This window comes from Enterococcus sp. AMC1157 (genome assembly GCF_058216555.1).
In genome coordinates this window covers 2,603,720-2,623,028 of record NZ_CM177099.1, presented here as the reverse complement: position 1 = coordinate 2,623,028, position 19,309 = coordinate 2,603,720, and the positions used below count along the sequence as shown (strand labels likewise).

Below are 19,309 nucleotides of genomic sequence, written 5' to 3'. Positions count from 1 at the left end.
TCTATCCATCTCCTTTTATTCTTATGATTTCTTTTTAACTTGCTTCCAAAAAATGACTTTTTTCTCTAGTAGACTGACGAGTAAAAAAAGGACAATTCCCATGAGCGACAATAAGGTGATTGCCGCAAACACACCTTCTGCATTCAAGTTTCCTGACATTCGTCGGCTATAATAACCTAAACCTTTAGCAGAACCAATCCATTCACCAATACTTGCACCAACAAGGGCATAAACAATTGCTAATTTTATACTGGACATTAACTGTAGCAAGGCTTTTGGAAAACTTAAGTGCCATAGTTTTTGCCATTTTGAAGCTCCTAATGAGTAAAATAGTTCCAGAGACTCATCCGAAGTACTCTTCATGCCATCAAACAAGCCAACAACAATTGGGAAAAAAGCGATTAAAAACGAAATAGCCACTTTACTCCAAATACTATAGCCAAACCACAAAATAAAAATAGGAGCTAAGGCAATAGTTGGGATGGTTTGAGACAATAAGGCAAACGGATAAAATAAACGTTCAAAAATAGGAAATTGATACATACAAATAGCCAAGGTACAACCAATCACCAGAGCGAAGGTAAAACCTAATAAAGTTTCCCACAAAGTGATTAACGTGTGCTGCCAAAGAAGGATTGACGCATTCTCCCATAAAAATATCAAAACACCAGTCGGACTGGGAATGATAAAATCAGGAACCACTTTTAGTTTTACCAGCAATTCTACCAATATTAGCAAACCACCACAGGTTAAAACAAAGGGCAAAAATTGAAGTTTTTTGCTATTTTTCATTAGTCAAAATCCTTTCCAGCTTTTCTCTCTGTTGTATAAATTCTTTCGAAAATCGTTGCTTGCTATGTCTTGGACGAGGGAGTTCGACAGGGAAAATGTGCATTCCTTCTTTCGTCATAATGGCAATCCGATCGCTTAATAGTAACGCTTCCTCTAAATCATGGGAGATTAGGACAACTGTTTTCTTCTCTTGTTCCCATAAATGAACTAACCACTCTTGCATCTGATTTCTAGTAAAACTGTCCAAGGCGCCAAAGGGTTCATCCAACATCAGCACAGGTCTTTTGGTAAGCAAAGTCCTTAAAAATGCTGCTCGTTGTTTCATCCCTCCTGAAAGTGTATCCGGAAAAGCCTCCCCATAACCTGAAAGATTCGCTTGCTCTAACCAATAATCCAACTCCTCTTCTGAAAACTGAATAGAGGAATCAAACGTTTGAGCTAATCGAATATTTTGTTTCACTGTTTTCCATGGCAATAACGTATCTTTTTGTGGCATATAACCGACCTGGCTACGATTTAACGCTTGTTGATTAAACAACATCTCTCCAGAATCTGGCGCAAATAGTCCCGCCAATAAACGTAACAAGGTACTTTTCCCACAACCACTCTTACCCACAATTGTCAAAAATTCATTGTCTTTAATCGTCAAATCAACATGGGAAATCGTTGCTTCTTGCGTTTCAGGAAAGGAAAAAACTAAATCTTTTACAGTAATCATTGGCAGAACTCCTTTTTATCAAATCTCTAGCTCATTCTTTTGAATCGTCACATCATTAGAAAGTTCTGCCCAATGATTCACAGGACCATGTCCATGACCTACCTGAATGCCACTAGTGATTGCTCCTTGTAGATAACGTTTGGCAAGATAAACTGCTTCGACCAAGTCTTTACCTTTTGCCAATTCTGCGACAATCGCCGATGATAAGGTGTCCCCCGTTCCATGGGTATTTCCTGTTTCAACTCGAGGAGATTCCAGCCAATAGCTTTCCCCATTGGCTAACAATAAGAAATCTTTCGCTCCAGAACTTTCTCGATGTCCACCTTTCATCAAGACATTTTTAGCTCCTAAATCACGAATGACCAAAGCAGCTTGAATCATTTCTTCATCCGTTGAGATATTTCGATTCGTCAATACCTCTGCTTCAGGTAAATTCGGAGTAACCAATGTAGCTAGTGGTAATAACTCTGTTTTAATTGTCGCAATGGCTGAATCAGCTAGTAATGGATGTCCTCCTTTGGCAATCATCACTGGATCAACCACTAAAGGACCAAAGTTAACTTTTTTGAGATTTTCTACCACCGCTTCCACTCGTTCTGTGTCTGCTAACATCCCCGTTTTACAAGCACGGATAGCAAAATCAGCAGCTAAACTATCAAATTGAGCCGTAATAAATTCAGGATCCACGGTCATACTGCTTTGAACGCCTAGTGTGTTTTGAGCTGTCAACGCTAAGACAATACTCATTCCAAAGACATTTCTTGCTTGAAAAGTTTTTAAATCGGCTTGAATGCCTGCGCCTCCTCCTGAATCTGATCCTGCTATCGTCACGACTTGAGGAGTTGTATTTATTTCAGTCATGTTATTCTTCCTCCTGTTCATTGAGTAAATTGATTTCTTCCTTAAATATTTCTACTTTTTCTTCTGGATTTGAAGCTAACATAATGTCACTAACAACAGCAATCCCAGCAATCTTAGTTCCTCTTAACGTTGAGATATTGTCGGTTTTAATCCCTCCAATTGCCACCACTGGAATCGAAACTGTTTGGGCGATTTCCTTTAAGGTTGCGATTGGTGTTAGTGGTGTTTCTTTCGTTTGAGTTGGAAAGATGGCTCCTGTCCCAAGATAATTTGCTCCAGCTTCTTCTGCCTCCTGTCCACGTTCTACTGATTTGGCAGATACACCAAGCAAACGATTGGGGCCAATTAATTGGCGCGTCACGTGAATTGGTAATTCATCATCACCAATATGCACACCTGCAGCATCGACTGCTAAGCAAATATCTACACGATCATTGATAATTAAAGGCAGTTGGTAACGATCCGTAATTTTTTTAACTTTTAATGCTAATTCATAAAAATCTTTTGTAGAGAGCGTCTTTTCTCGTAATTGCAGACAAGTCACCCCACTTTTACAAGCTGCTTCAACTACCTCCAAAAATTTTTCTTCCGTCAAACCAAAACGTCCTGTTACTAAATACAATTGATATGGATTTAATTGCATATTCTTTCCCCTTTCAAATTCAAGATCCAGTCATTTTTTCGCCATAAAAGTGAGAGCTGATCTAGCACACGTAGACGAAAACTAGCCAATCCTTCATCTGCTTGCAATAATTTCTGAGCGACTTCTCCACAAGAATTAAAATAAGTCAGTCCAGACAATGCCGCGACAAAAGGTGATACCTCATCGCCTAATAATCCAGCAATCAATGCCCCAACCAAATCTCCAGTCCCCGTAAACCGACCTAAATTGCTGACGCCATTCAGCAATTTCCAACAGCCATCCTTGTTACTAATTAAGTCCATTTCACCTGTCGCAAGAAAAATAGTTTCGGGATATTTTTTACCTAAATCTGTCATTGCTTGTGCCAATAAAAGCAGTTGTTGTGGCTCCTGATCTTCTGCTAAACTGTCCACTCCTTTAGCCTGACTAGATAAACCGCAAAAAGTTCGCATCTCAGAAATATTTCCTTTAACTACCGTAGGAGAATAGGAAATAATTTTTTCCGCAAAGGCTTTTCTAACAGAAGTCGCACCAATGCCAACTAAATCAATGACAAAAGGTTTGCTTAACTCCTGACAATAATGAGCTGTTTTTAACATTGCTTGTTGTTTAGATACTGAAAGATGTCCCAAATTTAATAAAACACTATCGGATTTTTTTGAAACATCTCTCATTTCTTCCTCAGCATCCGCCATCATAGGCGATGCTTTGATTGATAATAAACCATTCGCAAGTAGTTCTGCCGTAATCTCATTGGTTATACAATGAATCAAAGGACGATTTACTAATGGAAAAACTGACAGACAATTTTCTTTTAATTCCTTCATTCGCTTTCTCCTTTCCAAAATAATTGAATCGTCTGTTGAAATCTAGTAATTCTCTTTAATCGCGTAATAATGATATAGGCAATTACACCGCCAATCAGCGTAGCTCCAAGAAAGCGTGGCGTATAAACGAACCAAAACAGATTGCTTCTTGTTCCTGTGAACCACACCATAACAGGATAAGAAAGTAAGGAACCAATCACTCCTGTACCTACAACCTCTCCCAATATTGCCGCTAGCCTATGTCGTCGGATTCGATAAAAAATGCCTGCAAACAATGCGCCAAAAATAGCACCAGTTAATGCTAGTGGTGGAATTCCTAGCAATACCATTCGTAAAATGCCACAAACACTTGCCATAATCGTGACATACAAAGGTCCCATAATTACTGCTCCTATCACATTTACTACACTAGACATAGGAGCCATTCCTTCAATTCGAAATAGTGGTGACAACACAAAATCAATGGCAATCATCATCGCTAAAATGGTTAATTTCTTTATTTTTTCTGACTTCACTTTCATCTACTTCCTCTCTATCCATTTTTGTTTTTCCATACAAAAAACTCCTTTTGTCAAAACGATTGACAAAAGGAGTTTACAAATTATTTCCAACTTGTATTGAATGTAAGCAAATAAAAAACCTACCCAAAAAAGGTAGGTGCACATACTTTACTCATCAAAAAGCCAGTATAATCTTATACATTCCCTTCGTCAGTCCTAACTGAATCAGGTTCGATGGGTATAATCTCAGCCAAAAGGCACCCCAAGTAACTATCTATTTAATTACATAGATAGTATCATTCTTTCATAGTAAATTCAATTTAATTTTTATTTTTGTTTGTTTTAGAGCAAAAAAAAAGCCTCTCCCATAACAGGAACAGCTCTCATAAATGTTGTAAAAATATTTAGTCTAATCCTAAACGTCTTGCAGCCAACTTGAACACTTCATCATCTGAACGCTTTGCAACTACAACAATATCAATGATTTCAATGCCTTCTGAACTCTGTTTAAAAACAATACGTAAGCCAAGTCGACGCATCTTTATCTCACGGCACATTGATAAATCATAGCGTTTCTTTTCTAAGTACTTTCCAGCATCCATACCACGTTCTTTAATACGTTGTAATCCTTTATTCACCTGAATTTTTTGTGAGCCATCCAGTTTATCATACTCTTCTTTCGCAGCATCAAACCATAATAATTCAAACATTACTTGCTTCACTCCCACTCATCTGGGATGCGATCAAGTCCTTCTTCCCAATCTTTTCCAAGGACTTCTTCGTTAGTCAAACGGTTTCCTGTATCATTTTCTAAGCGACTCATAACTTTTTGCTGATAAGTAATTTCGTTTACCTCATCGATTAATTTATACGCATTATCAATGAAATCCATCATTTTATTATATTCATCAATGTCTAACATTACACCGACTTCTTTATTCTTATTCAAGACATAAACAGCCGACTTTTTATCTTTTGACATGGAAAAAATTTTCATTGGTGCTTTTTTTATATCTGAGATTGAAGTTAAAGGAACATTAATTTTATTTGCTAAATCCATGATTTCCACCTCCATAAGTACTTTTTTCAACACTAATTATAGCACCTTTATCAGTACCTTTCAAATGTAAAAGTTTAGCAATACTCTCTTATTAATTAGTCTTCTGTAGTTTTATACGCAAATCAATATGGTAGTCAAAACCGTATTCAAACCAAAAAAAGAGCTTCTCCCATAATAGGAAAAGCTCTCATAAACGTTGTTAGAACAACATTTAGTAAGTTCAAAATTATTCCGCAGCGTTTTCGTCTTTGAGACCGTACTCAATATTGATATGATTTCTAGTAGTATTTAATCAAACTTTCTCGCTTTTTTCGTTCACTAATACACTCTGATACTTCCCCTTTCATACGACTAAGGAAGGTCAAAAGTATGGTCATTTTTATGACTAAAAAAACTTCGCCAGTATATTAAAGAATATTGTTTTATCAGTAGTTTTAGTAAAGAAAATATCTATCTAATAATCAGAATGATTTAGACACTTCAATAATGAGGTGTCTATTTTTTCATTCTTAAGGAATTGATAACAATTACAAGTCTTACTTTAGGAAGTCTATTTGACGGTATCGGTGTCTTTCCTTTAGCGGCTCAAAAAAATGGCATTACACCACTTTGGGCTAGTGAAATTGAAAAAGCACCGATTCGTATTACTAAACGGCAATTCCCACATATGATTCATTTGGGAGACTTAACAAAATTACATGGTGGAGAAATTCCACCCGTTGATATTGTCACTTTTGGCTCACCTTGTCAGAACCTTTCCACCATCGGAAATCGTGAAGGATTAGCTGGCAAGAAATCCAATTTGTTTAGGGAATTCCATCGTTGTTCCCTGTGCGGAATATATATTAGCTAATGTTGCGAAAGTCTATGGTAAAGGAGAAACATATGGTTAGTGAACGTGAACGGTTGAAAGCTGCCCAACAATTATTATGTAACAACTCAATTAATCAGTTGTCTGCGGCTGTCAATAATTTCCAGTTTTTACAACACATTGATGGACAAGAAGAACGAGGTCGACAAGCAATCGCCGAACAATTGATAGAAGTCGAAGAATACCTACTGATTGTCAAAAATCAAATACAAACCATACGGAATTTATACAAGGAGGTGTAAAAATGGGTCATACAATTCAAGTGTATGTATCGAATTTAAGTCGTTATGAATACGATGGTGTGATTATTGCCGCTTGGTTCACCTTACCAGTATCATTAGATGAATTAAGAGAAAAGTTACAATTGGAAACAGATGAAAGTTATGAAATTGAAGATTGGGAAGCCCCTTTTCGATTAATGGATGATTGAGATATTCTGACACTCAATCGTTTAGCACTTTTAATAGAAGAAAATAGTCAAACGACCTGTTTCCCTATTTAGATGAATTGATTGACTTGGATGTCTTTGAATCCCACGAAGATGCCTTGAAGCGATTAAATCAGCTCACGCATTTTGAAGAAAAACCAACTGATCCAGATGTTTTGGAAGACACTTTTGAGTTATCAGATGGTACCTATCTTATAATTTAATAAAAAAGAATTTTATTAAGTAATTGACTTTATATAGACAAGCATCTATATTAATACATAGATGTCTGTCGATATAAGGAGTGTCAATTATGAATTATGAAAAAATAGCTTTAATACTAAAAGCTTTAGCTGATTCTAAACGTTTAAAGATAGTGGATATTTTATCGTGTGGAACCATGTGTGCCTGTGACATTTTAGAACATTTTGATTTTACCCAACCTACGTTATCTCACCACATGAAAGTATTAGAAAAAGCAGGTATTGTTTGCGTTACAAAAAAGGGGCTCTGGCATTATTATGCGCTGACAGAAACCTTTGTTGAAGAGTTTAATGGCTCTATGCAACAACTTTTCTCAAGTGAATCTAGTTGTATTTGTCATGAAACAAGCCAATGTTCTCCTAAAGGAAAAACGGAGGCGAATGCAAATGGCTAAAGAAACAGAAAATACAGGTATTAATTTTTTTGAGAAGTATTTGACGGTCTGGGTCTTACTTTGTATGATGTTAGGAATACTAATTGGACAATTTTTCCCTTCCTTTTCTCAAGAATTAGAAAAAATTCAAATTGCGAATGTGAATATTCCGATTGCTGTATTGACATGGATTATGATTTTTCCCATGATGATGAAAATTGATTTCAAATCTATTTTAGATGTTCGAAAGAATTATCAAGGACTAGCTATTTCAAGTATTACCGCATGGCTAATTAAGCCGTTTTTAATGTTTGGGCTCGCAACCTTCTTCTTTTATGTTGTTTTTCGCAATTTTATTCCTACGGATTTAGCAAGGGATTATGTTGCTGGGGCAGTTTTATTAGGAACAGCACCTTGTACGGCTATGGTGTTTGTTTGGAGTAATCTGACGAAAGGTGACCCTGCGCACACACTGGTTCAAGTATCAATTAATGATTTACTAATTATCGTTTTATTTGTTCCAATTGTTTCGCTCTTACTAGGAATCAACAATGTTTTTGTTCCTTGGGGGATTCTCTTTGCTTCAGTAGCATTGTTTGTTTTAGTCCCTTTGCTTGGTGGTGCATTAACTCGCTATTTAGTGATTAAATTTAAAGGATTAAATTACTTTGAAACAAAATTTTTACCTAAATTTGATCCAATTACAACGATTGGGTTACTGCTAACGTTGATTATTATTTTTACCTATCAGGGAAGTATTATTATTAGTAATCCTTGGCATGTCTTAATGATTGCCGTCCCACTAGTTTTGCAAAATATTATTACAGCAAATTTTGCTTATTTTGCTTGTAAACTGACTAAACAACCACATAATGTAGCAGCACCTGCAGCTTTAATAGGTGCCTCAGATTTCTTTGAACTTTCTGTTGCTGTGGCAATTACCTTATTTGGGGTCAATTCACCTGTTGTTCTTGTATGTACAGTAGGTGTTTTAACAGAAGTACCAGTGATGTTACTTCTTGTAAAATTAGTAAATAAAACTCGCGGTTGGTTTGAACCAGCGAAGAATTGAGGAAATGATGAAAAAAGTTTATTTTTTGTGTACAGGAAATTCATGTCGTAGCCAAATTGCAGAAGGCTATGGCAAAAAGTATTTAAGTGACAAAGGATTTGAAGTTCGTAGTGCTGGTATTGAAACACATGGTTTAAATCCTAGAGCTATTAAAATCATGCAAGAAGATGGCATTGACATAACGGTTCAAACGTCGGATTTAATCGACCAAAAATATTTTAATGAAGCAGATTTAATTATTACCCTTTGTGGAGATGCCAAAGACAATTGTCCTGTGATTCCAGAATCAGCGACTCATATCCATTGGGGTTTAGAGGACCCTGCAAAAGCAACTGGTAGTGAAGAAGAAATTATGAATAAATTCAGAGAAGTTAGAGATGTAATCAAGGAAAAAATACAGAATTTAGAAATAGAATAAGCCTATTAAAAGCAATCAAGAAAAATCTTGATTGCTTTTTTTGTGGAAAGGAATGAATGATATGAACAATATTCCACGTTCTCCCCCAGTTACTTAAGATACTTGGACAGTGAAACAAAAAGTGAAATTGTCTCTCAATATCAACTAGTGTTAAAGAAAGCAGATAATTGGAAGATTGTTGCACAATTACCTTAATCATTGAATAGACAAAAAGGAAGCATCAAACATATCTGATTGCTTCCTCTTTGTTATTTATCATCAATATACAGAGTGTGTCCTTGATATTCATAAACTCGAATCTGATTGGACTCATTCGGTGTCCTTACTTTAAAAATGAAAAAATGATCTTGTGCATCAATTGCATTTTGTCGATTCAGCTTAAAGTAATTTTTTTGTGCACTGGCCATTGATAATAAAATATCATCACTTAAAAACGTTAAAGGGGTGTTTAAAGCGGAAAATTCATAAAAATCTTCTTCAAATTGATGGTAATTGTCACTAAAATAATCGAATTGAATTTCGTTTTGTCTAAATTTTTTAGTTTTCACTATCAATCTCCTCCGCTAAACTAATGTTGATTAAATCATCCATTTTAACTAAATAATAGTTTTCTTTTGTTCTTATGTTGATTTCTTCCGTTGATACTTGATTTATTGAACCGGTTATAATTTTTATTTTTTCGTTTTCTACATAATTAAAGTTTACTGTCAATTTATTGGTGTAAGCTTGATTCAGTAACAACACTTTTTCGCCTAATGATAAAGCATTCTTAAAATCGATTAATTGACCAGTTTCATTTAGAGCTGCAGAATGTTCAGAAAGAAAAAATCCCATCCACTTAGCCATTTTTCTGTCTTGATATTCCCTAGCGGATTTAAACGGTAAGTAACTACGATCGACACTCATTTTAATCCATCCAATCCACCAGCTCCTCCTGCTGCATGACCACCCACGAGTTTACTTCTTGCAATACTCCTGGAGTTTTCGAATAAGACTGTAGCTTTTTGAATAGCCAGAAATCCATGTTTATCTCTGATTTGATCTATAGTCTTTTCTAATGCTTCCATTCGTTCAATTTCCTCCACATTGTCAAAAAGCGTATAGATAGTATAAGCTTCGTCTACAAGTCCATCATATCGAACAGCTATATTTCGGACAGCACCATATGTGTATTTTTTCCTAAATAAATCTAATACATGTCTGATAAGAATTTGAGTGTTTTGTGTCGGATTAACTTTTTTCTGTACACTAATGGATTTTTTTTCCATATCTCTAGAAAATCCTACATAGATAGAAACGACAGTGGCTTTTTTATGACTTCTCCGCAAACGAATCGCCACTTGTTCAGCCATTTCAGAAAGAACCAATTCAATATCTCTTTCATGAATATAGTCCTTATGAAGAACTTGTGAATTACCAATGCCTTTTGATTTAGGCTTATAAGGTTGTGTTACTTTACTTTCATCGACACCGTTAGTATGGAAAAATAATTGTACACCAATTACACCAAATTCTTTTTTGAGAATATCAGGATTAGTATTAGCTAATTCTTTGATAGAATAAATACCTAATTTATTTAAGCGAAGTTTAGTTCGTTGTCCGATTCCCCAAAAATCAGTCATTTCATTGATATTCCAAACTTTAGTTTCTACATCTTCATATGACCAATTAGCACGCATTGTTTTTGTATGTTTGGCCTCATTGTCTAATGCTAGTTTTGCTAAAAGAGGATTGGAGTTACTCATGCCAACTGTCGAATATACACCTGTTTTTTTCCATATGTCATGTTGGATTTTGCTTGATAATAAATCTAATTTTTCTCTTCTAGAAATGTTGGTATCTTTAACAAAATAATTTAAGGATTTGGTTAAATCGATAAATCCTTCGTCGATAGAGTAAGGTAAAATTTCTTCCGGTGGTGCATAGTTTTGTAAAATCTGCTGAATCTCAATATTTCGTTCGATATATAAGGTCATTCTCGGTGGCACAATTAGCGTTCGTTTCGCCCACCCTTCAATAAATTGAATGTATTCTTTTGTAATTGGAATATTATTTTTTTTTGCAATGAAACTGCGAAATTTTCTAGTTCTAATATCAAATGGTAAATCATAACTTCTACCAACATTATCGCGGCCAAATATTTTTTTGAAAGTAGGAGAACTCGCCAAAATTAGACCTTCACTATTGTCTGCCCTACTCATAACACACAGAGAAGTTGATAGAGGATTTAGACCACGTTCTACGCACTCAACACTGGCATAAAAGGATTTTATATCAAAAAACGCGATGTCAGACTTAGGTTCTTTGCTATAATCAATAATTCCCATAGACCCTACCTCCAACAAAATTTGGTTTTTATATCACCATTATACGAACTTACGTTCTCTTTTACAAGTATTAAACCAGAAAAAGAGTACCCCTATGAATTTTAGAGGTACTCTGAACTAAATTCACTTAACTATTAAGCGAGCATAAAAATGATAACAGTTGATTGATATCCGCCTCTGAATAATCCACCTCTCTATCTTTATTTCGAATACGTTGGTAGATTTTTAAACGTGATAATTCATACTTTTTTAGTACAGACAGTTTTTATGCGCGAACCCACTCGCCTATCCATTGTTGTGTAGAATAATTGTATTGTCTTTTATATACTATTCCATTCTCTACCTTTATACGCCAGCCTATAATTTGAGCTTGCGTTTCAATACGAATTTCCTCTACTAAAACAGGTTGTTTTTCTATAGGTGTTGTAGAAAACGACATAAGCAAACTAGATAAAATAAATGATTTTATTATCAAAAGTTCTCCTCCTTATAAATTTTTAATTCATCAAATGGTTCTACATATGGATTATTAATTAATCCCATTTCTTCATTATTTTCGTATAAAAAAAATTCGCCATTTTCATTTTCAATAATAAAATTTTGCTCGTCGGTTAACTCTATAGTCGTTTTTTGAGTTTCTGAATCTATTTGATATGGCTCAAATACAACAAATGGTAGCAATAGGAGCATGAAAATGACTGGAAGAAAGGATAAGCGATTAAGTTTATTATTGGAATCTCTATCAAAAAATAAGTTCATCCTCTTAGTAAGTAGTAATTTTTTATCTCCAATGAAAGAACTACTTAAACTATAATTAAAACGATCCCCTCTTCTTTTCCCTTTCTTTTTCACAGTTACTAAACTTTCAATATAATCCAACTTTTTACAATCAGGCAATTCACTTGTAACAAGGCTGTCAACTCTTAACTCTATTAGTAAATTCAATTGATTTTTCAATAAATAGATTGGAAGAAACCACCAATAAACACAAATAAATAATTCTATCAGTATTTTAATGAGCAGGTCTTTATTTTTTATATGTTGTACTTCATGTAAAAGAATAAATTCTAACTCCTCTTCTGAATAAGAGATATTTGGTATCAATATCGCCGGTTGAAAGGCATTAACTAACATTGGTGAATTAATATCAAAATTAATATAAATGACAGTGACTAATTTCTCATCAATCCAAGAAAATTTTGACTTAAAATCTTGCAATTTATTATTGGAATTTTTGCTATATCTACTTAAAACAATCATTTCCTTCAGCAAAAAGAATAATTTAATGACAAAACCAATAATCCAGATAAAAGCTAAGATGATACTTACATTTAAACCATTGAATAAGTTAATATTCGTTAATAAAAAGTTTTGAACAGCTGGCATAACTACTGATGAGGGAATTGTTTTAGTCCAATCCCATTCAAAAGGAAGCATCAATCTTAGAAAAATAAAAAGATAAATTAAAAGTACATGATTATATTTAATATATTTGCCAATTCTTTCAATTCTTAATTGAAAAGTTAAAAGAATAGTTAATAGCATAATGACAGCAAGGATAAAGTCCGTATAATTGTGTAAAAGTAAAAAGGCCATATAACAGTCCTTTTACGGTACAATGTTTTTAACGACAAAAACATACCCAGGAGGACTTTTACATGACCCAAGTACATTTTACACTGAAAAGCGAAGAGATTCAAAGCATTATTGAATATTCTGTAAAGGATGACGTTTCTAAAAATATTTTAACAACGGTATTTAATCAACTAATGGAAAATCAACGAACAGAATATATTCAAGCAAAAGAATATGAACGAACAGAAAACCGACAAAGTCAACGAAATGGCTATTATGAGCGCAGCTTTACGACACGTTTAGGCACGCTAGAATTAAAAGTACCCAGAACACGTGATGGCCATTTTTCACCCACAGTGTTTGAACGTTATCAACGAAACGAAAAAGCCCTCATGGCTTCAATGTTGGAAATGTATGTATCAGGCGTTTCAACTCGTAAAGTATCAAAAATTGTGGAAGAACTTTGTGGTAAATCCGTCTCTAAGTCCTTCGTTTCTAGCTTAACAGAACAGCTAGAACCTATGGTTAACGAGTGGCAGAATCGTTTATTATCAGAAAAAAATTATCCTTACTTAATGACCGATGTACTCTATATAAAAGTACGAGAAGAAAATCGAGTACTCTCAAAAAGCTGTCATATAGCGATTGGAATAACCAAAGATGGCGACCGTGAAATTATCGGCTTCATGATTCAAAGTGGCGAAAGCGAAGAGACCTGGACAACATTTTTTGAATACCTAAAAGAACGCGGTTTACAAGGTACGGAACTCGTTATTTCTGATGCGCACAAAGGATTAGTCTCTGCCATTAGAAAATCCTTCACCAACGTAAGTTGGCAAAGATGCCAAGTTCACTTCCTAAGAAATATCTTTACCACCATTCCTAAAAAAAATTCAAAATCTTTCAGAGAAGCTGTTAAAGGAATTTTTAAGTTCACAGATATTAACTTAGCGCGTGAGGCTAAAAATCGATTGATTCATGATTATATCGATCAACCAAAATATTCAAAAGCTTGCGCATCATTGGATGATGGATTCGAAGACGCCTTTCAATATACCGTACAAGGAAATTCCCACAATCGACTAAAGAGTACCAATCTAATTGAACGACTGAATCAAGAAGTACGCAGAAGAGAAAAGATTATTCGCATCTTCCCCAATCAAACATCAGCCAATCGCTTAATTGGAGCCGTTCTTATGGACCTGCATGATGAATGGATTTATTCTTCAAGAAAATACATCAATTTTGATAAGTAGAAATGGTAAAAACATTGTATAGCATTTTACACAGGAGTCTGGACTTGACTACAGCAAGTGAAACAAGAAGTGAAGATAAAGAAAAAATCATTATTTTCCCTCCTCGTTTAATTTTTTACGCTTATTAGCTATTAACTCTTCTAATAAATCCAACTCCTTTTCATTTTCACTACTTTCAATAAAATTCGCTACTATGAGTTTTAAATTCTTGGGGGATAAATCTTTTTGAACAAATTTTTCTTTGGTAATTGTCGGATTAAAAAATTGAGCAAAAGATTTGTTATTTTTTTTAATATAAGCAACTTCTATGAGTTTCTTTCCTATTAGCTTTCTTACAACAACAGGGACAGTATTTTTATTTAGTTTAGCATTTTTAGATATAATATCTCTAATAGATAACGGTTCATTTGATTCCCATAAAACTTCTAAAACTTCTCTTTCAACTTTTGTTACTTTAGTCACTGAGATCTCCTCCTTTTCAGTATAATATCATTGTACAATTCAAATAAAAAAATATCAATGTAGAAAAAACATTATAATAATAATAATAATAAAATATTGAGTTTAGAGTCATCTTTGTACTCAGTGATACGGATATACAGTTGAAACAATTAATATCCATCAAGTAATGGCCAATATTTAAATATAAATTTTCCTTTCACTAAATCTTTATCAACAAAACCAAAAAATCTAGAATCTTTTGAAATCAACCTATTATCTCCCAGTACTAAATACTTATCAGAAGGCACTTGAGTCTCGAAGTCACTTGTAAAGTTTTTAGATTGTTGGGCAATTTTTTGATATGTTGAATTATAAGAAAACTCTTGTTTCATCCTATCTGTATTAAATTTCTTTTTAAAATCATTTAAATAGTCTTCATTCTGTATTTTTCCATTAACAATTAGAGTATCATCCTGAAATATCACAGTGTCTCCTGGCATCCCTATAACTCTTTTTATCATATAAACATTTTGATCTGGCTCCTTGCTTACAATAATATCATATCGCTTAATGGTAAATATTTTTGAAATTATAATTTTTTCCCCATTCTTTAAAGTTGGTTCCATAGAGTGCCCTTCTATACTCACGTTACCTAATAAAAAAATGGGTATAATCCATAAAATCGCTATAAATAATAAAAACTTACCATTTTTTTTAAGAAAAAGCTTCATTCTAATTTAAGACCTTCTTTCTTATTTGAGATATAAATTCGAAAAAAATACGTATCAAGCATTTATACTTGATACGTAGACTAAAATTTTCAATCTATTTATGAAACATTTTCAGCTCCACATAATAGGATAAATGCTAATGCAGCTGGTTTTCCAAGAATTGTTCCTGCACCAACTGCAGAAGTTAATTTCCCAGCAGCTGCGATGTAATTACCTTTTTCGATTTCCTTCATAATTTCATTTAAAACTTTCTTTCCAATACCATATGCATCTTGAATACAACGTGCAACAGTATCTTTCCAGCTCATAGTTGTTATTAGACTGCTATCCATTTCTTCACCATTTACTAATTGGACAATCAACTCTGCTGCTTTTAAATCATCGGAAGAATACTCTGATTTTTCCAACTCATCTTCATTTAAAACATATAAACCAGACTCATCTTTAGTATAAAGTTCTGTGAATATATATTCTAAAACCTTAGCGTTCTCCTCAACTTCATTCGCTTCTGAAGCATATGCAACAGCACTACCTAAGTTAAACACTGGCAACAACCCTATCAATAACGCTAACACAACTGAAAAAATCTTTACCTTTGTTCCATTTTTTCTTTTTTCCATTTTCTTACCTACTTTCTTCTAAAATTTTTAAAAATTTCCATCACTTATTTATATTGCTTAATCCAGGAATATAAATCTTTATCATTATCAAAATCGAATTCTTCAAAAGATTTGTCTGAATGAATATAAATAAGAGTAGGAACATATTTAACATTATATAAATCTCGAGCTTCTTTCAGTTCATTATCTGTTTCTGAATTTTCAGTATCAACATTATAGACCTTAACTTCTTCTGATACTGTTATAGCAGCCAATTCAGGCACAAATGCAAGACAAAAGGGACATGTTTCTCGCCCAAAATATACAAAAGAATTTTTTTCGGTATTACTATTAATTAAGTCAGCTGCAGAAATTGTTTCAAAAAAACTAATATTTTCTTTATAGCTATTTTTTTCATATTCAGCAATTTCTTGATCAAAATTACTTGTAGTATCCGTCTCCTCATTAATTTGTTTACATGAAGACAGACTCAATAAAGCTATCAATAAAATAAAATAGTTTAGTAACTTTCTCATAAGCTAATCCCTCTCTTTATATAAAATAATATATCAAATGTAAAAATATATTTCAATAGTCTTTTTTAGTTTCGACATTTTTTTTTATAAATATTATCTTTATTATAGTTAAAAGGACAGACAAAATTAAAAGATACCCCCATATTTCCTTTTTTGTTTCTACCGTATCTTGTCCAAAAAGAAATTGAATAGAAACCATTAGCCCTATCCCACCAAACCAAATAACAAATAAATTTGACAAAAAATTTTTTAAAATTTTCATTTGAAATCCCGCCTTATTTTAAATAGTTTAAAAATTTGGTAAATATAAATTAATCACACATCTATAATTCAATCAATTGTATAATTGTAGCATTAAAATACATCGATTGCAAAAAAAATATTCATTCTTTGTTATCTATTATTCCTATACTTTTTAGACAAATCAATTTTTTAACTTATTATTGATACTCTTCTTTTATCTTCTATTTCAGACCCACAATTTATACTTGATCTAAAATTTTATAGATAATTTTCTAAATGAAGCTATTTATAAATTGTTTATGATTTGTCAAATTAAGTTAGAATAAAATGCTTCTTGTACATAGCTCAAAAATACTTCGATAGGTGTTTTGTAATTCAAGAATTTTCTTGGAATATGATTACGTTGATTGCTGACGCTTGAAATAAATGGTTGGTCAACTTCTCTAAAATCCATTGATTTTGGTAATCCGTTACGACGTAGAATCCCGTTGGAATTCTCGTTTAATGGACGTTGAGAAGGTGTTCCAGGATCAGCAAAATAAATAGCAATATCATGCTGATTACTGACAGTTTTCCAGTTAGAAAATTCTTTTCCACAGTCAAAGGTAATGGATTTAAAGAAGTTTTTAGGAAAGCGAGAAAACCAACAGTTAAGGGCAGTTTCAATATCTGATGCCTTACGGCCGTTAGGTTTAATCGTGATAATTACTTTAGATAATCTTTCAACCAAAGTAATGACGGCACTTTTATGATGAACGCCAACAATTGTATCACCTTCAAGGTGACCGAATTCAGAATTGAAATCTGGATAATTATCAAGTCGATTATGGATTGAACGCTTAAACTGTTGTTTTCCACGTTTTTCCTGATGGCCATTAGGTTTTCTTTTCCCTTTCATAGGTAGTGTTTCAACATCAAATATTCCTTTAGAAAACAAACGGTAGAGTGTTCTCATACCACATGAAATAGTTAATTCTTGACGCCCAATAATGGTGTCAGGCGTCCAACCAAGAGAAACTTTCTCTTTAATGTAATCCACTTCATGAGCAGGTAATTGAATGACTTTTCTACCACATTTTTTCTTATTTTCTTTATACTGATACCAATAATCAAGTGCTGTCTTGCCTAATTTAAATTGATTAACGACCGTATAAATCGTTTGAATAGCGCGTTTCATTCGTTTGGCAATATCAGTCGGTTTAGTCCCTTGAAGAAAATAAGATTATATCATAGTCAGTTCGTCTATGGTAAGATGTTTGTAGGTCATTTATGGTTTACACTCCTTTGTTTTCTTTGGTCGGAAATACAATTTGAGTGTACCATAAATGGCTTTTTTATTTTTCTAACTTAATTTTACAATTCGCGCATTGATAAATCCTGAAGAAGAGTTTGACTCATTTAATACCTCTATCCACGGAATTACGGAAGCGATGATTGAAAACAAACCGACTTACAAAGATTTAGTTTATGAAATATTAGATTTTATAGATTCATTGCCTTTAGTAGCACACTATTCTCCCTTTGATATGGGAGTTATTAGAGAATCAAATGAACGATACAATATCATTGACTTCAAAGCTACTTATTTTGACAGTTACTTTTTATCAAAACAATTGATAGAAACAATTAGCTATAGACTTGTGGATCTATCTAAATTATTAAACATCAATCTTAAACATCATAATGCAGCATCCGATGCTGAAGCATGTGCAAAAATAATTTTGTACTTATGTGAAAAATATAGTGTTCCAGATATATTAGAATTAAACAGGTTGGGCAGATACTACAAATTAGGGATAATTGATGGTTATTTGGGGTCCGGATTTAATAAGAAGAAAAAGTACAACGGCCGTTCATATGACATTAGTAGCATCCTTTCTTCAATAGATCGCACAAACTTAGATACTGAGCATCCTTTCTATGATAAAAAAGCTTGTTTTACAGGAAAATTGTTAAGTATGCCTCGAAAAAATGCAATGGAAATTTTTGCATCATACGGCGGAATACCAGAAAAAGGAGTAACTAGGCTAACGAATTTTCTTGTGATGGGTGAACAAGACTTAAATCGAGTTGCTTCCCCTGATGGTAAATCATCAAAAATTATAAAAGCTGAAAAACTTCTACAAACTGGACAACAAATAGAATTAATAGGAGAGCAGCAATTTTTACAAATGTTTGAATAATTATTTATGGAGGATTAGAATGCTTAAAAAAATCACATCGAAAAATGGATTCGTATTTTTATTTGTGGATATTCCACATGAACAAAGAAACAATGCTGGCATCGCTTCAGGAGAATCTGTACTACTGTCTATCTACGAGAATGATAGCTATTATTTCACAACTGACATCAACCTTATTGGTTATGATTCGATTAAGGAAACAGAATATCCTACTGAATTAGAGAAAGCATTCTTTGAATTACTTAGGACTGAAAAAGAACTCAAATACAAACGCTCTTTGGTCGATGAGTATGACATCGCCAAATATGTTCATTATCTTCCTAAAGTAAAATATACACAAAAAGTTGTTGATAACAATATCCTAATTCGTGGAGAAATTAAGTATCCAGATAATATCTATGATCGTGAAGTTCCCACCGTATTATTGGATGATGAAAAGATTCCTTTAATTGATGAAACTTACTTTGAATACACGATTGGCTCAGATTCCAGTGAAGAGAAATTAGCCTTTATATTGGATCTACCCAAGCAGGTTGTAACACGACCGTATAAGATAAAAAAATAATATAAGAAAGAAGATATTGGAAAATTT

28 protein-coding genes, 1 pseudogene and 1 riboswitch are annotated in these 19,309 nt (G+C 33.4%); of the genes and pseudogenes, 10 read left to right on the top strand and 19 right to left on the bottom strand.

All coding sequences use genetic code 11. The features are described from left to right. Positions 1–21: 21 nt before the first annotated feature. From AC4BBX_RS12830 to AC4BBX_RS12795, 8 genes are all read right to left on the bottom strand, one after another. Complete coding sequence (locus AC4BBX_RS12830; protein ID WP_490454203.1) at positions 22–792, bottom strand: ABC transporter permease; 771 nt, start codon at positions 790–792, stop codon at positions 22–24. Beyond that, the gene (locus tag AC4BBX_RS12825) at positions 782–1,510 is read right to left on the bottom strand and encodes an ABC transporter ATP-binding protein (protein WP_490454202.1); all 729 of its coding nucleotides are present in this window, start codon (positions 1,508–1,510) and stop codon (positions 782–784) included. The genes AC4BBX_RS12830 and AC4BBX_RS12825 overlap by 11 nt, the downstream gene beginning before the upstream one ends. Before the next feature lie 18 nt (positions 1,511–1,528). Next, positions 1,529–2,371, bottom strand: a complete 843-nt coding sequence (gene thiD, locus AC4BBX_RS12820; protein ID WP_490454201.1) for a bifunctional hydroxymethylpyrimidine kinase/phosphomethylpyrimidine kinase — start codon at positions 2,369–2,371, stop codon at positions 1,529–1,531. Between the two features lies 1 nt (position 2,372). Then, positions 2,373–3,014: a thiamine phosphate synthase gene (thiE, locus tag AC4BBX_RS12815; protein WP_490454200.1), complete on the bottom strand. Its 642-nt coding sequence runs from the start codon at positions 3,012–3,014 to the stop codon at positions 2,373–2,375. After that, the gene (gene thiM / locus AC4BBX_RS12810) at positions 3,005–3,841 is read right to left on the bottom strand and encodes a hydroxyethylthiazole kinase (RefSeq protein ID WP_490454199.1); all 837 of its coding nucleotides are present in this window, start codon (positions 3,839–3,841) and stop codon (positions 3,005–3,007) included. Before thiM ends, thiE begins: the two co-directional genes overlap by 10 nt. Beyond that, positions 3,838–4,362 (bottom strand): energy coupling factor transporter S component ThiW, encoded by a 525-nt coding sequence (thiW, locus tag AC4BBX_RS12805; RefSeq protein ID WP_490454198.1) that lies wholly within the window; start codon positions 4,360–4,362, stop codon positions 3,838–3,840. The genes thiM and thiW overlap by 4 nt, the downstream gene beginning before the upstream one ends. A gap of 163 nt (positions 4,363–4,525) precedes the next feature. Next, a riboswitch (TPP riboswitch) is annotated at positions 4,526–4,616 on the bottom strand. Positions 4,617–4,745: 129 nt separating this feature from the next. After that, on the bottom strand, positions 4,746–5,051 hold the full coding sequence (locus AC4BBX_RS12800; protein ID WP_490454197.1) for an addiction module toxin RelE: 306 nt from the start codon (positions 5,049–5,051) through the stop codon (positions 4,746–4,748). A gap of 8 nt (positions 5,052–5,059) precedes the next feature. Next, a complete protein-coding gene (locus tag AC4BBX_RS12795; RefSeq protein ID WP_490454196.1) occupies positions 5,060–5,401 on the bottom strand; it encodes a hypothetical protein in 342 nt (113 codons plus the stop codon). A 517-nt stretch (positions 5,402–5,918) separates the two neighbouring features. On the opposite strand from AC4BBX_RS12795, the gene AC4BBX_RS12790 reads away from it, so the two are divergent. From AC4BBX_RS12790 to arsC, 7 genes are all read left to right on the top strand, one after another. Further along, positions 5,919–6,254, top strand: coding sequence for a DNA cytosine methyltransferase (locus AC4BBX_RS12790; protein WP_490454195.1), 336 nt, complete (start codon positions 5,919–5,921; stop codon positions 6,252–6,254). A 32-nt stretch (positions 6,255–6,286) separates the two neighbouring features. After that, positions 6,287–6,514, top strand: a complete 228-nt coding sequence (locus AC4BBX_RS12785; RefSeq protein ID WP_490454194.1) for a hypothetical protein — start codon at positions 6,287–6,289, stop codon at positions 6,512–6,514. Between the two features lie 2 nt (positions 6,515–6,516). Then, positions 6,517–6,702: a hypothetical protein gene (locus AC4BBX_RS12780; RefSeq protein WP_490454193.1), complete on the top strand. Its 186-nt coding sequence runs from the start codon at positions 6,517–6,519 to the stop codon at positions 6,700–6,702. 86 nt (positions 6,703–6,788) lie between these two features. Beyond that, complete coding sequence (locus AC4BBX_RS12775) at positions 6,789–6,923, top strand: hypothetical protein (RefSeq protein ID WP_490454192.1); 135 nt, start codon at positions 6,789–6,791, stop codon at positions 6,921–6,923. An 89-nt stretch (positions 6,924–7,012) separates the two neighbouring features. Continuing rightward, a complete protein-coding gene (locus AC4BBX_RS12770) occupies positions 7,013–7,357 on the top strand; it encodes an ArsR/SmtB family transcription factor (protein WP_490454191.1) in 345 nt (114 codons plus the stop codon). Next, on the top strand, positions 7,350–8,408 hold the full coding sequence (arsB, locus tag AC4BBX_RS12765) for an ACR3 family arsenite efflux transporter (RefSeq protein ID WP_490454190.1): 1,059 nt from the start codon (positions 7,350–7,352) through the stop codon (positions 8,406–8,408). Before AC4BBX_RS12770 ends, arsB begins: the two co-directional genes overlap by 8 nt. A 7-nt stretch (positions 8,409–8,415) precedes the next feature. After that, complete coding sequence (gene arsC / locus AC4BBX_RS12760; RefSeq protein WP_490455815.1) at positions 8,416–8,826, top strand: arsenate reductase (thioredoxin); 411 nt, start codon at positions 8,416–8,418, stop codon at positions 8,824–8,826. A 248-nt stretch (positions 8,827–9,074) separates the two neighbouring features. Here the strand turns inward: arsC and AC4BBX_RS12755 are convergent, their stop codons facing one another. The 5 genes from AC4BBX_RS12755 to AC4BBX_RS12735 form a co-directional block, all read right to left on the bottom strand. Beyond that, entirely contained in the window at positions 9,075–9,374 is a 300-nt protein-coding gene (locus AC4BBX_RS12755) for a DUF5960 family protein (protein WP_490454189.1), read from the bottom strand. Continuing rightward, positions 9,364–9,732, bottom strand: coding sequence for a hypothetical protein (locus tag AC4BBX_RS12750; protein ID WP_490454188.1), 369 nt, complete (start codon positions 9,730–9,732; stop codon positions 9,364–9,366). The genes AC4BBX_RS12755 and AC4BBX_RS12750 overlap by 11 nt, the downstream gene beginning before the upstream one ends. Next, a complete protein-coding gene (locus AC4BBX_RS12745) occupies positions 9,729–11,153 on the bottom strand; it encodes a Y-family DNA polymerase (protein ID WP_490454187.1) in 1,425 nt (474 codons plus the stop codon). Before AC4BBX_RS12745 ends, AC4BBX_RS12750 begins: the two co-directional genes overlap by 4 nt. A gap of 265 nt (positions 11,154–11,418) precedes the next feature. Then, positions 11,419–11,628, bottom strand: coding sequence for a hypothetical protein (locus tag AC4BBX_RS12740; RefSeq protein WP_490454186.1), 210 nt, complete (start codon positions 11,626–11,628; stop codon positions 11,419–11,421). Then, a complete protein-coding gene (locus tag AC4BBX_RS12735; protein WP_490454185.1) occupies positions 11,625–12,749 on the bottom strand; it encodes a M56 family metallopeptidase in 1,125 nt (374 codons plus the stop codon). Before AC4BBX_RS12735 ends, AC4BBX_RS12740 begins: the two co-directional genes overlap by 4 nt. A gap of 62 nt (positions 12,750–12,811) precedes the next feature. On the opposite strand from AC4BBX_RS12735, the gene AC4BBX_RS12730 reads away from it, so the two are divergent. Further along, a complete protein-coding gene (locus tag AC4BBX_RS12730; RefSeq protein ID WP_432481157.1) occupies positions 12,812–13,984 on the top strand; it encodes an IS256-like element IS256 family transposase in 1,173 nt (390 codons plus the stop codon). A gap of 90 nt (positions 13,985–14,074) precedes the next feature. Here the strand turns inward: AC4BBX_RS12730 and AC4BBX_RS12725 are convergent, their stop codons facing one another. The 6 genes and pseudogenes from AC4BBX_RS12725 to AC4BBX_RS12700 form a co-directional block, all read right to left on the bottom strand. After that, a complete protein-coding gene (locus AC4BBX_RS12725) occupies positions 14,075–14,446 on the bottom strand; it encodes a BlaI/MecI/CopY family transcriptional regulator (RefSeq protein WP_490454184.1) in 372 nt (123 codons plus the stop codon). A 149-nt stretch (positions 14,447–14,595) separates the two neighbouring features. Next, complete coding sequence (lepB, locus tag AC4BBX_RS12720; protein ID WP_490454183.1) at positions 14,596–15,156, bottom strand: signal peptidase I; 561 nt, start codon at positions 15,154–15,156, stop codon at positions 14,596–14,598. 98 nt (positions 15,157–15,254) lie between these two features. Continuing rightward, positions 15,255–15,776, bottom strand: coding sequence for a hypothetical protein (locus AC4BBX_RS12715; protein WP_490454182.1), 522 nt, complete (start codon positions 15,774–15,776; stop codon positions 15,255–15,257). Between the two features lie 44 nt (positions 15,777–15,820). After that, entirely contained in the window at positions 15,821–16,291 is a 471-nt protein-coding gene (locus tag AC4BBX_RS12710; protein WP_490454181.1) for a thioredoxin family protein, read from the bottom strand. Positions 16,292–16,343: 52 nt separating this feature from the next. Next, positions 16,344–16,553 carry a hypothetical protein gene (locus tag AC4BBX_RS12705; RefSeq protein WP_490454180.1) on the bottom strand — a complete coding sequence of 70 codons (210 nt, stop codon included), beginning with the start codon at positions 16,551–16,553 and terminating at the stop codon, positions 16,344–16,346. A gap of 288 nt (positions 16,554–16,841) precedes the next feature. Further along, positions 16,842–17,801: pseudogene (locus tag AC4BBX_RS12700) on the bottom strand (IS30 family transposase). Positions 17,802–17,901: 100 nt separating this feature from the next. On the opposite strand from AC4BBX_RS12700, the gene AC4BBX_RS12695 reads away from it, so the two are divergent. Together AC4BBX_RS12695 and AC4BBX_RS12690 are read left to right on the top strand one after the other, a co-directional pair. After that, positions 17,902–18,717, top strand: coding sequence for an exonuclease domain-containing protein (locus AC4BBX_RS12695; protein WP_490454179.1), 816 nt, complete (start codon positions 17,902–17,904; stop codon positions 18,715–18,717). 19 nt (positions 18,718–18,736) lie between these two features. Beyond that, entirely contained in the window at positions 18,737–19,282 is a 546-nt protein-coding gene (locus tag AC4BBX_RS12690; RefSeq protein WP_490454178.1) for a hypothetical protein, read from the top strand. Positions 19,283–19,309: the final 27 nt, after the last annotated feature.

Bases quoted from the DNA above. Each gene is read 5' to 3' on its own strand.
- AC4BBX_RS12830 (WP_490454203.1), bottom strand. From the start codon at position 792: ATGAAAAATAGCAAAAAACTTCAATTTTTGCCCTTTGTTTTAACCTGT.
- AC4BBX_RS12825 (WP_490454202.1), bottom strand. From the start codon at position 1,510: ATGATTACTGTAAAAGATTTAGTTTTTTCCTTTCCTGAAACGCAAGAA.
- thiD (WP_490454201.1), bottom strand. From the start codon at position 2,371: ATGACTGAAATAAATACAACTCCTCAAGTCGTGACGATAGCAGGATCA.
- thiE (WP_490454200.1), bottom strand. From the start codon at position 3,014: ATGCAATTAAATCCATATCAATTGTATTTAGTAACAGGACGTTTTGGT.
- thiM (WP_490454199.1), bottom strand. From the start codon at position 3,841: ATGAAGGAATTAAAAGAAAATTGTCTGTCAGTTTTTCCATTAGTAAAT.
- thiW (WP_490454198.1), bottom strand. From the start codon at position 4,362: ATGAAAGTGAAGTCAGAAAAAATAAAGAAATTAACCATTTTAGCGATG.
- AC4BBX_RS12800 (WP_490454197.1), bottom strand. From the start codon at position 5,051: ATGTTTGAATTATTATGGTTTGATGCTGCGAAAGAAGAGTATGATAAA.
- AC4BBX_RS12795 (WP_490454196.1), bottom strand. From the start codon at position 5,401: ATGGATTTAGCAAATAAAATTAATGTTCCTTTAACTTCAATCTCAGAT.
- AC4BBX_RS12785 (WP_490454194.1), top strand. From the start codon at position 6,287: ATGGTTAGTGAACGTGAACGGTTGAAAGCTGCCCAACAATTATTATGT.
- AC4BBX_RS12780 (WP_490454193.1), top strand. From the start codon at position 6,517: ATGGGTCATACAATTCAAGTGTATGTATCGAATTTAAGTCGTTATGAA.
- AC4BBX_RS12770 (WP_490454191.1), top strand. From the start codon at position 7,013: ATGAATTATGAAAAAATAGCTTTAATACTAAAAGCTTTAGCTGATTCT.
- arsB (WP_490454190.1), top strand. From the start codon at position 7,350: ATGGCTAAAGAAACAGAAAATACAGGTATTAATTTTTTTGAGAAGTAT.
- arsC (WP_490455815.1), top strand. From the start codon at position 8,416: ATGAAAAAAGTTTATTTTTTGTGTACAGGAAATTCATGTCGTAGCCAA.
- AC4BBX_RS12750 (WP_490454188.1), bottom strand. From the start codon at position 9,732: ATGAGTGTCGATCGTAGTTACTTACCGTTTAAATCCGCTAGGGAATAT.
- AC4BBX_RS12745 (WP_490454187.1), bottom strand. From the start codon at position 11,153: ATGGGAATTATTGATTATAGCAAAGAACCTAAGTCTGACATCGCGTTT.
- AC4BBX_RS12735 (WP_490454185.1), bottom strand. From the start codon at position 12,749: ATGGCCTTTTTACTTTTACACAATTATACGGACTTTATCCTTGCTGTC.
- AC4BBX_RS12730 (WP_432481157.1), top strand. From the start codon at position 12,812: ATGACCCAAGTACATTTTACACTGAAAAGCGAAGAGATTCAAAGCATT.
- lepB (WP_490454183.1), bottom strand. From the start codon at position 15,156: ATGAAGCTTTTTCTTAAAAAAAATGGTAAGTTTTTATTATTTATAGCG.
- AC4BBX_RS12715 (WP_490454182.1), bottom strand. From the start codon at position 15,776: ATGGAAAAAAGAAAAAATGGAACAAAGGTAAAGATTTTTTCAGTTGTG.
- AC4BBX_RS12710 (WP_490454181.1), bottom strand. From the start codon at position 16,291: ATGAGAAAGTTACTAAACTATTTTATTTTATTGATAGCTTTATTGAGT.
- AC4BBX_RS12705 (WP_490454180.1), bottom strand. From the start codon at position 16,553: ATGAAAATTTTAAAAAATTTTTTGTCAAATTTATTTGTTATTTGGTTT.
- AC4BBX_RS12690 (WP_490454178.1), top strand. From the start codon at position 18,737: ATGCTTAAAAAAATCACATCGAAAAATGGATTCGTATTTTTATTTGTG.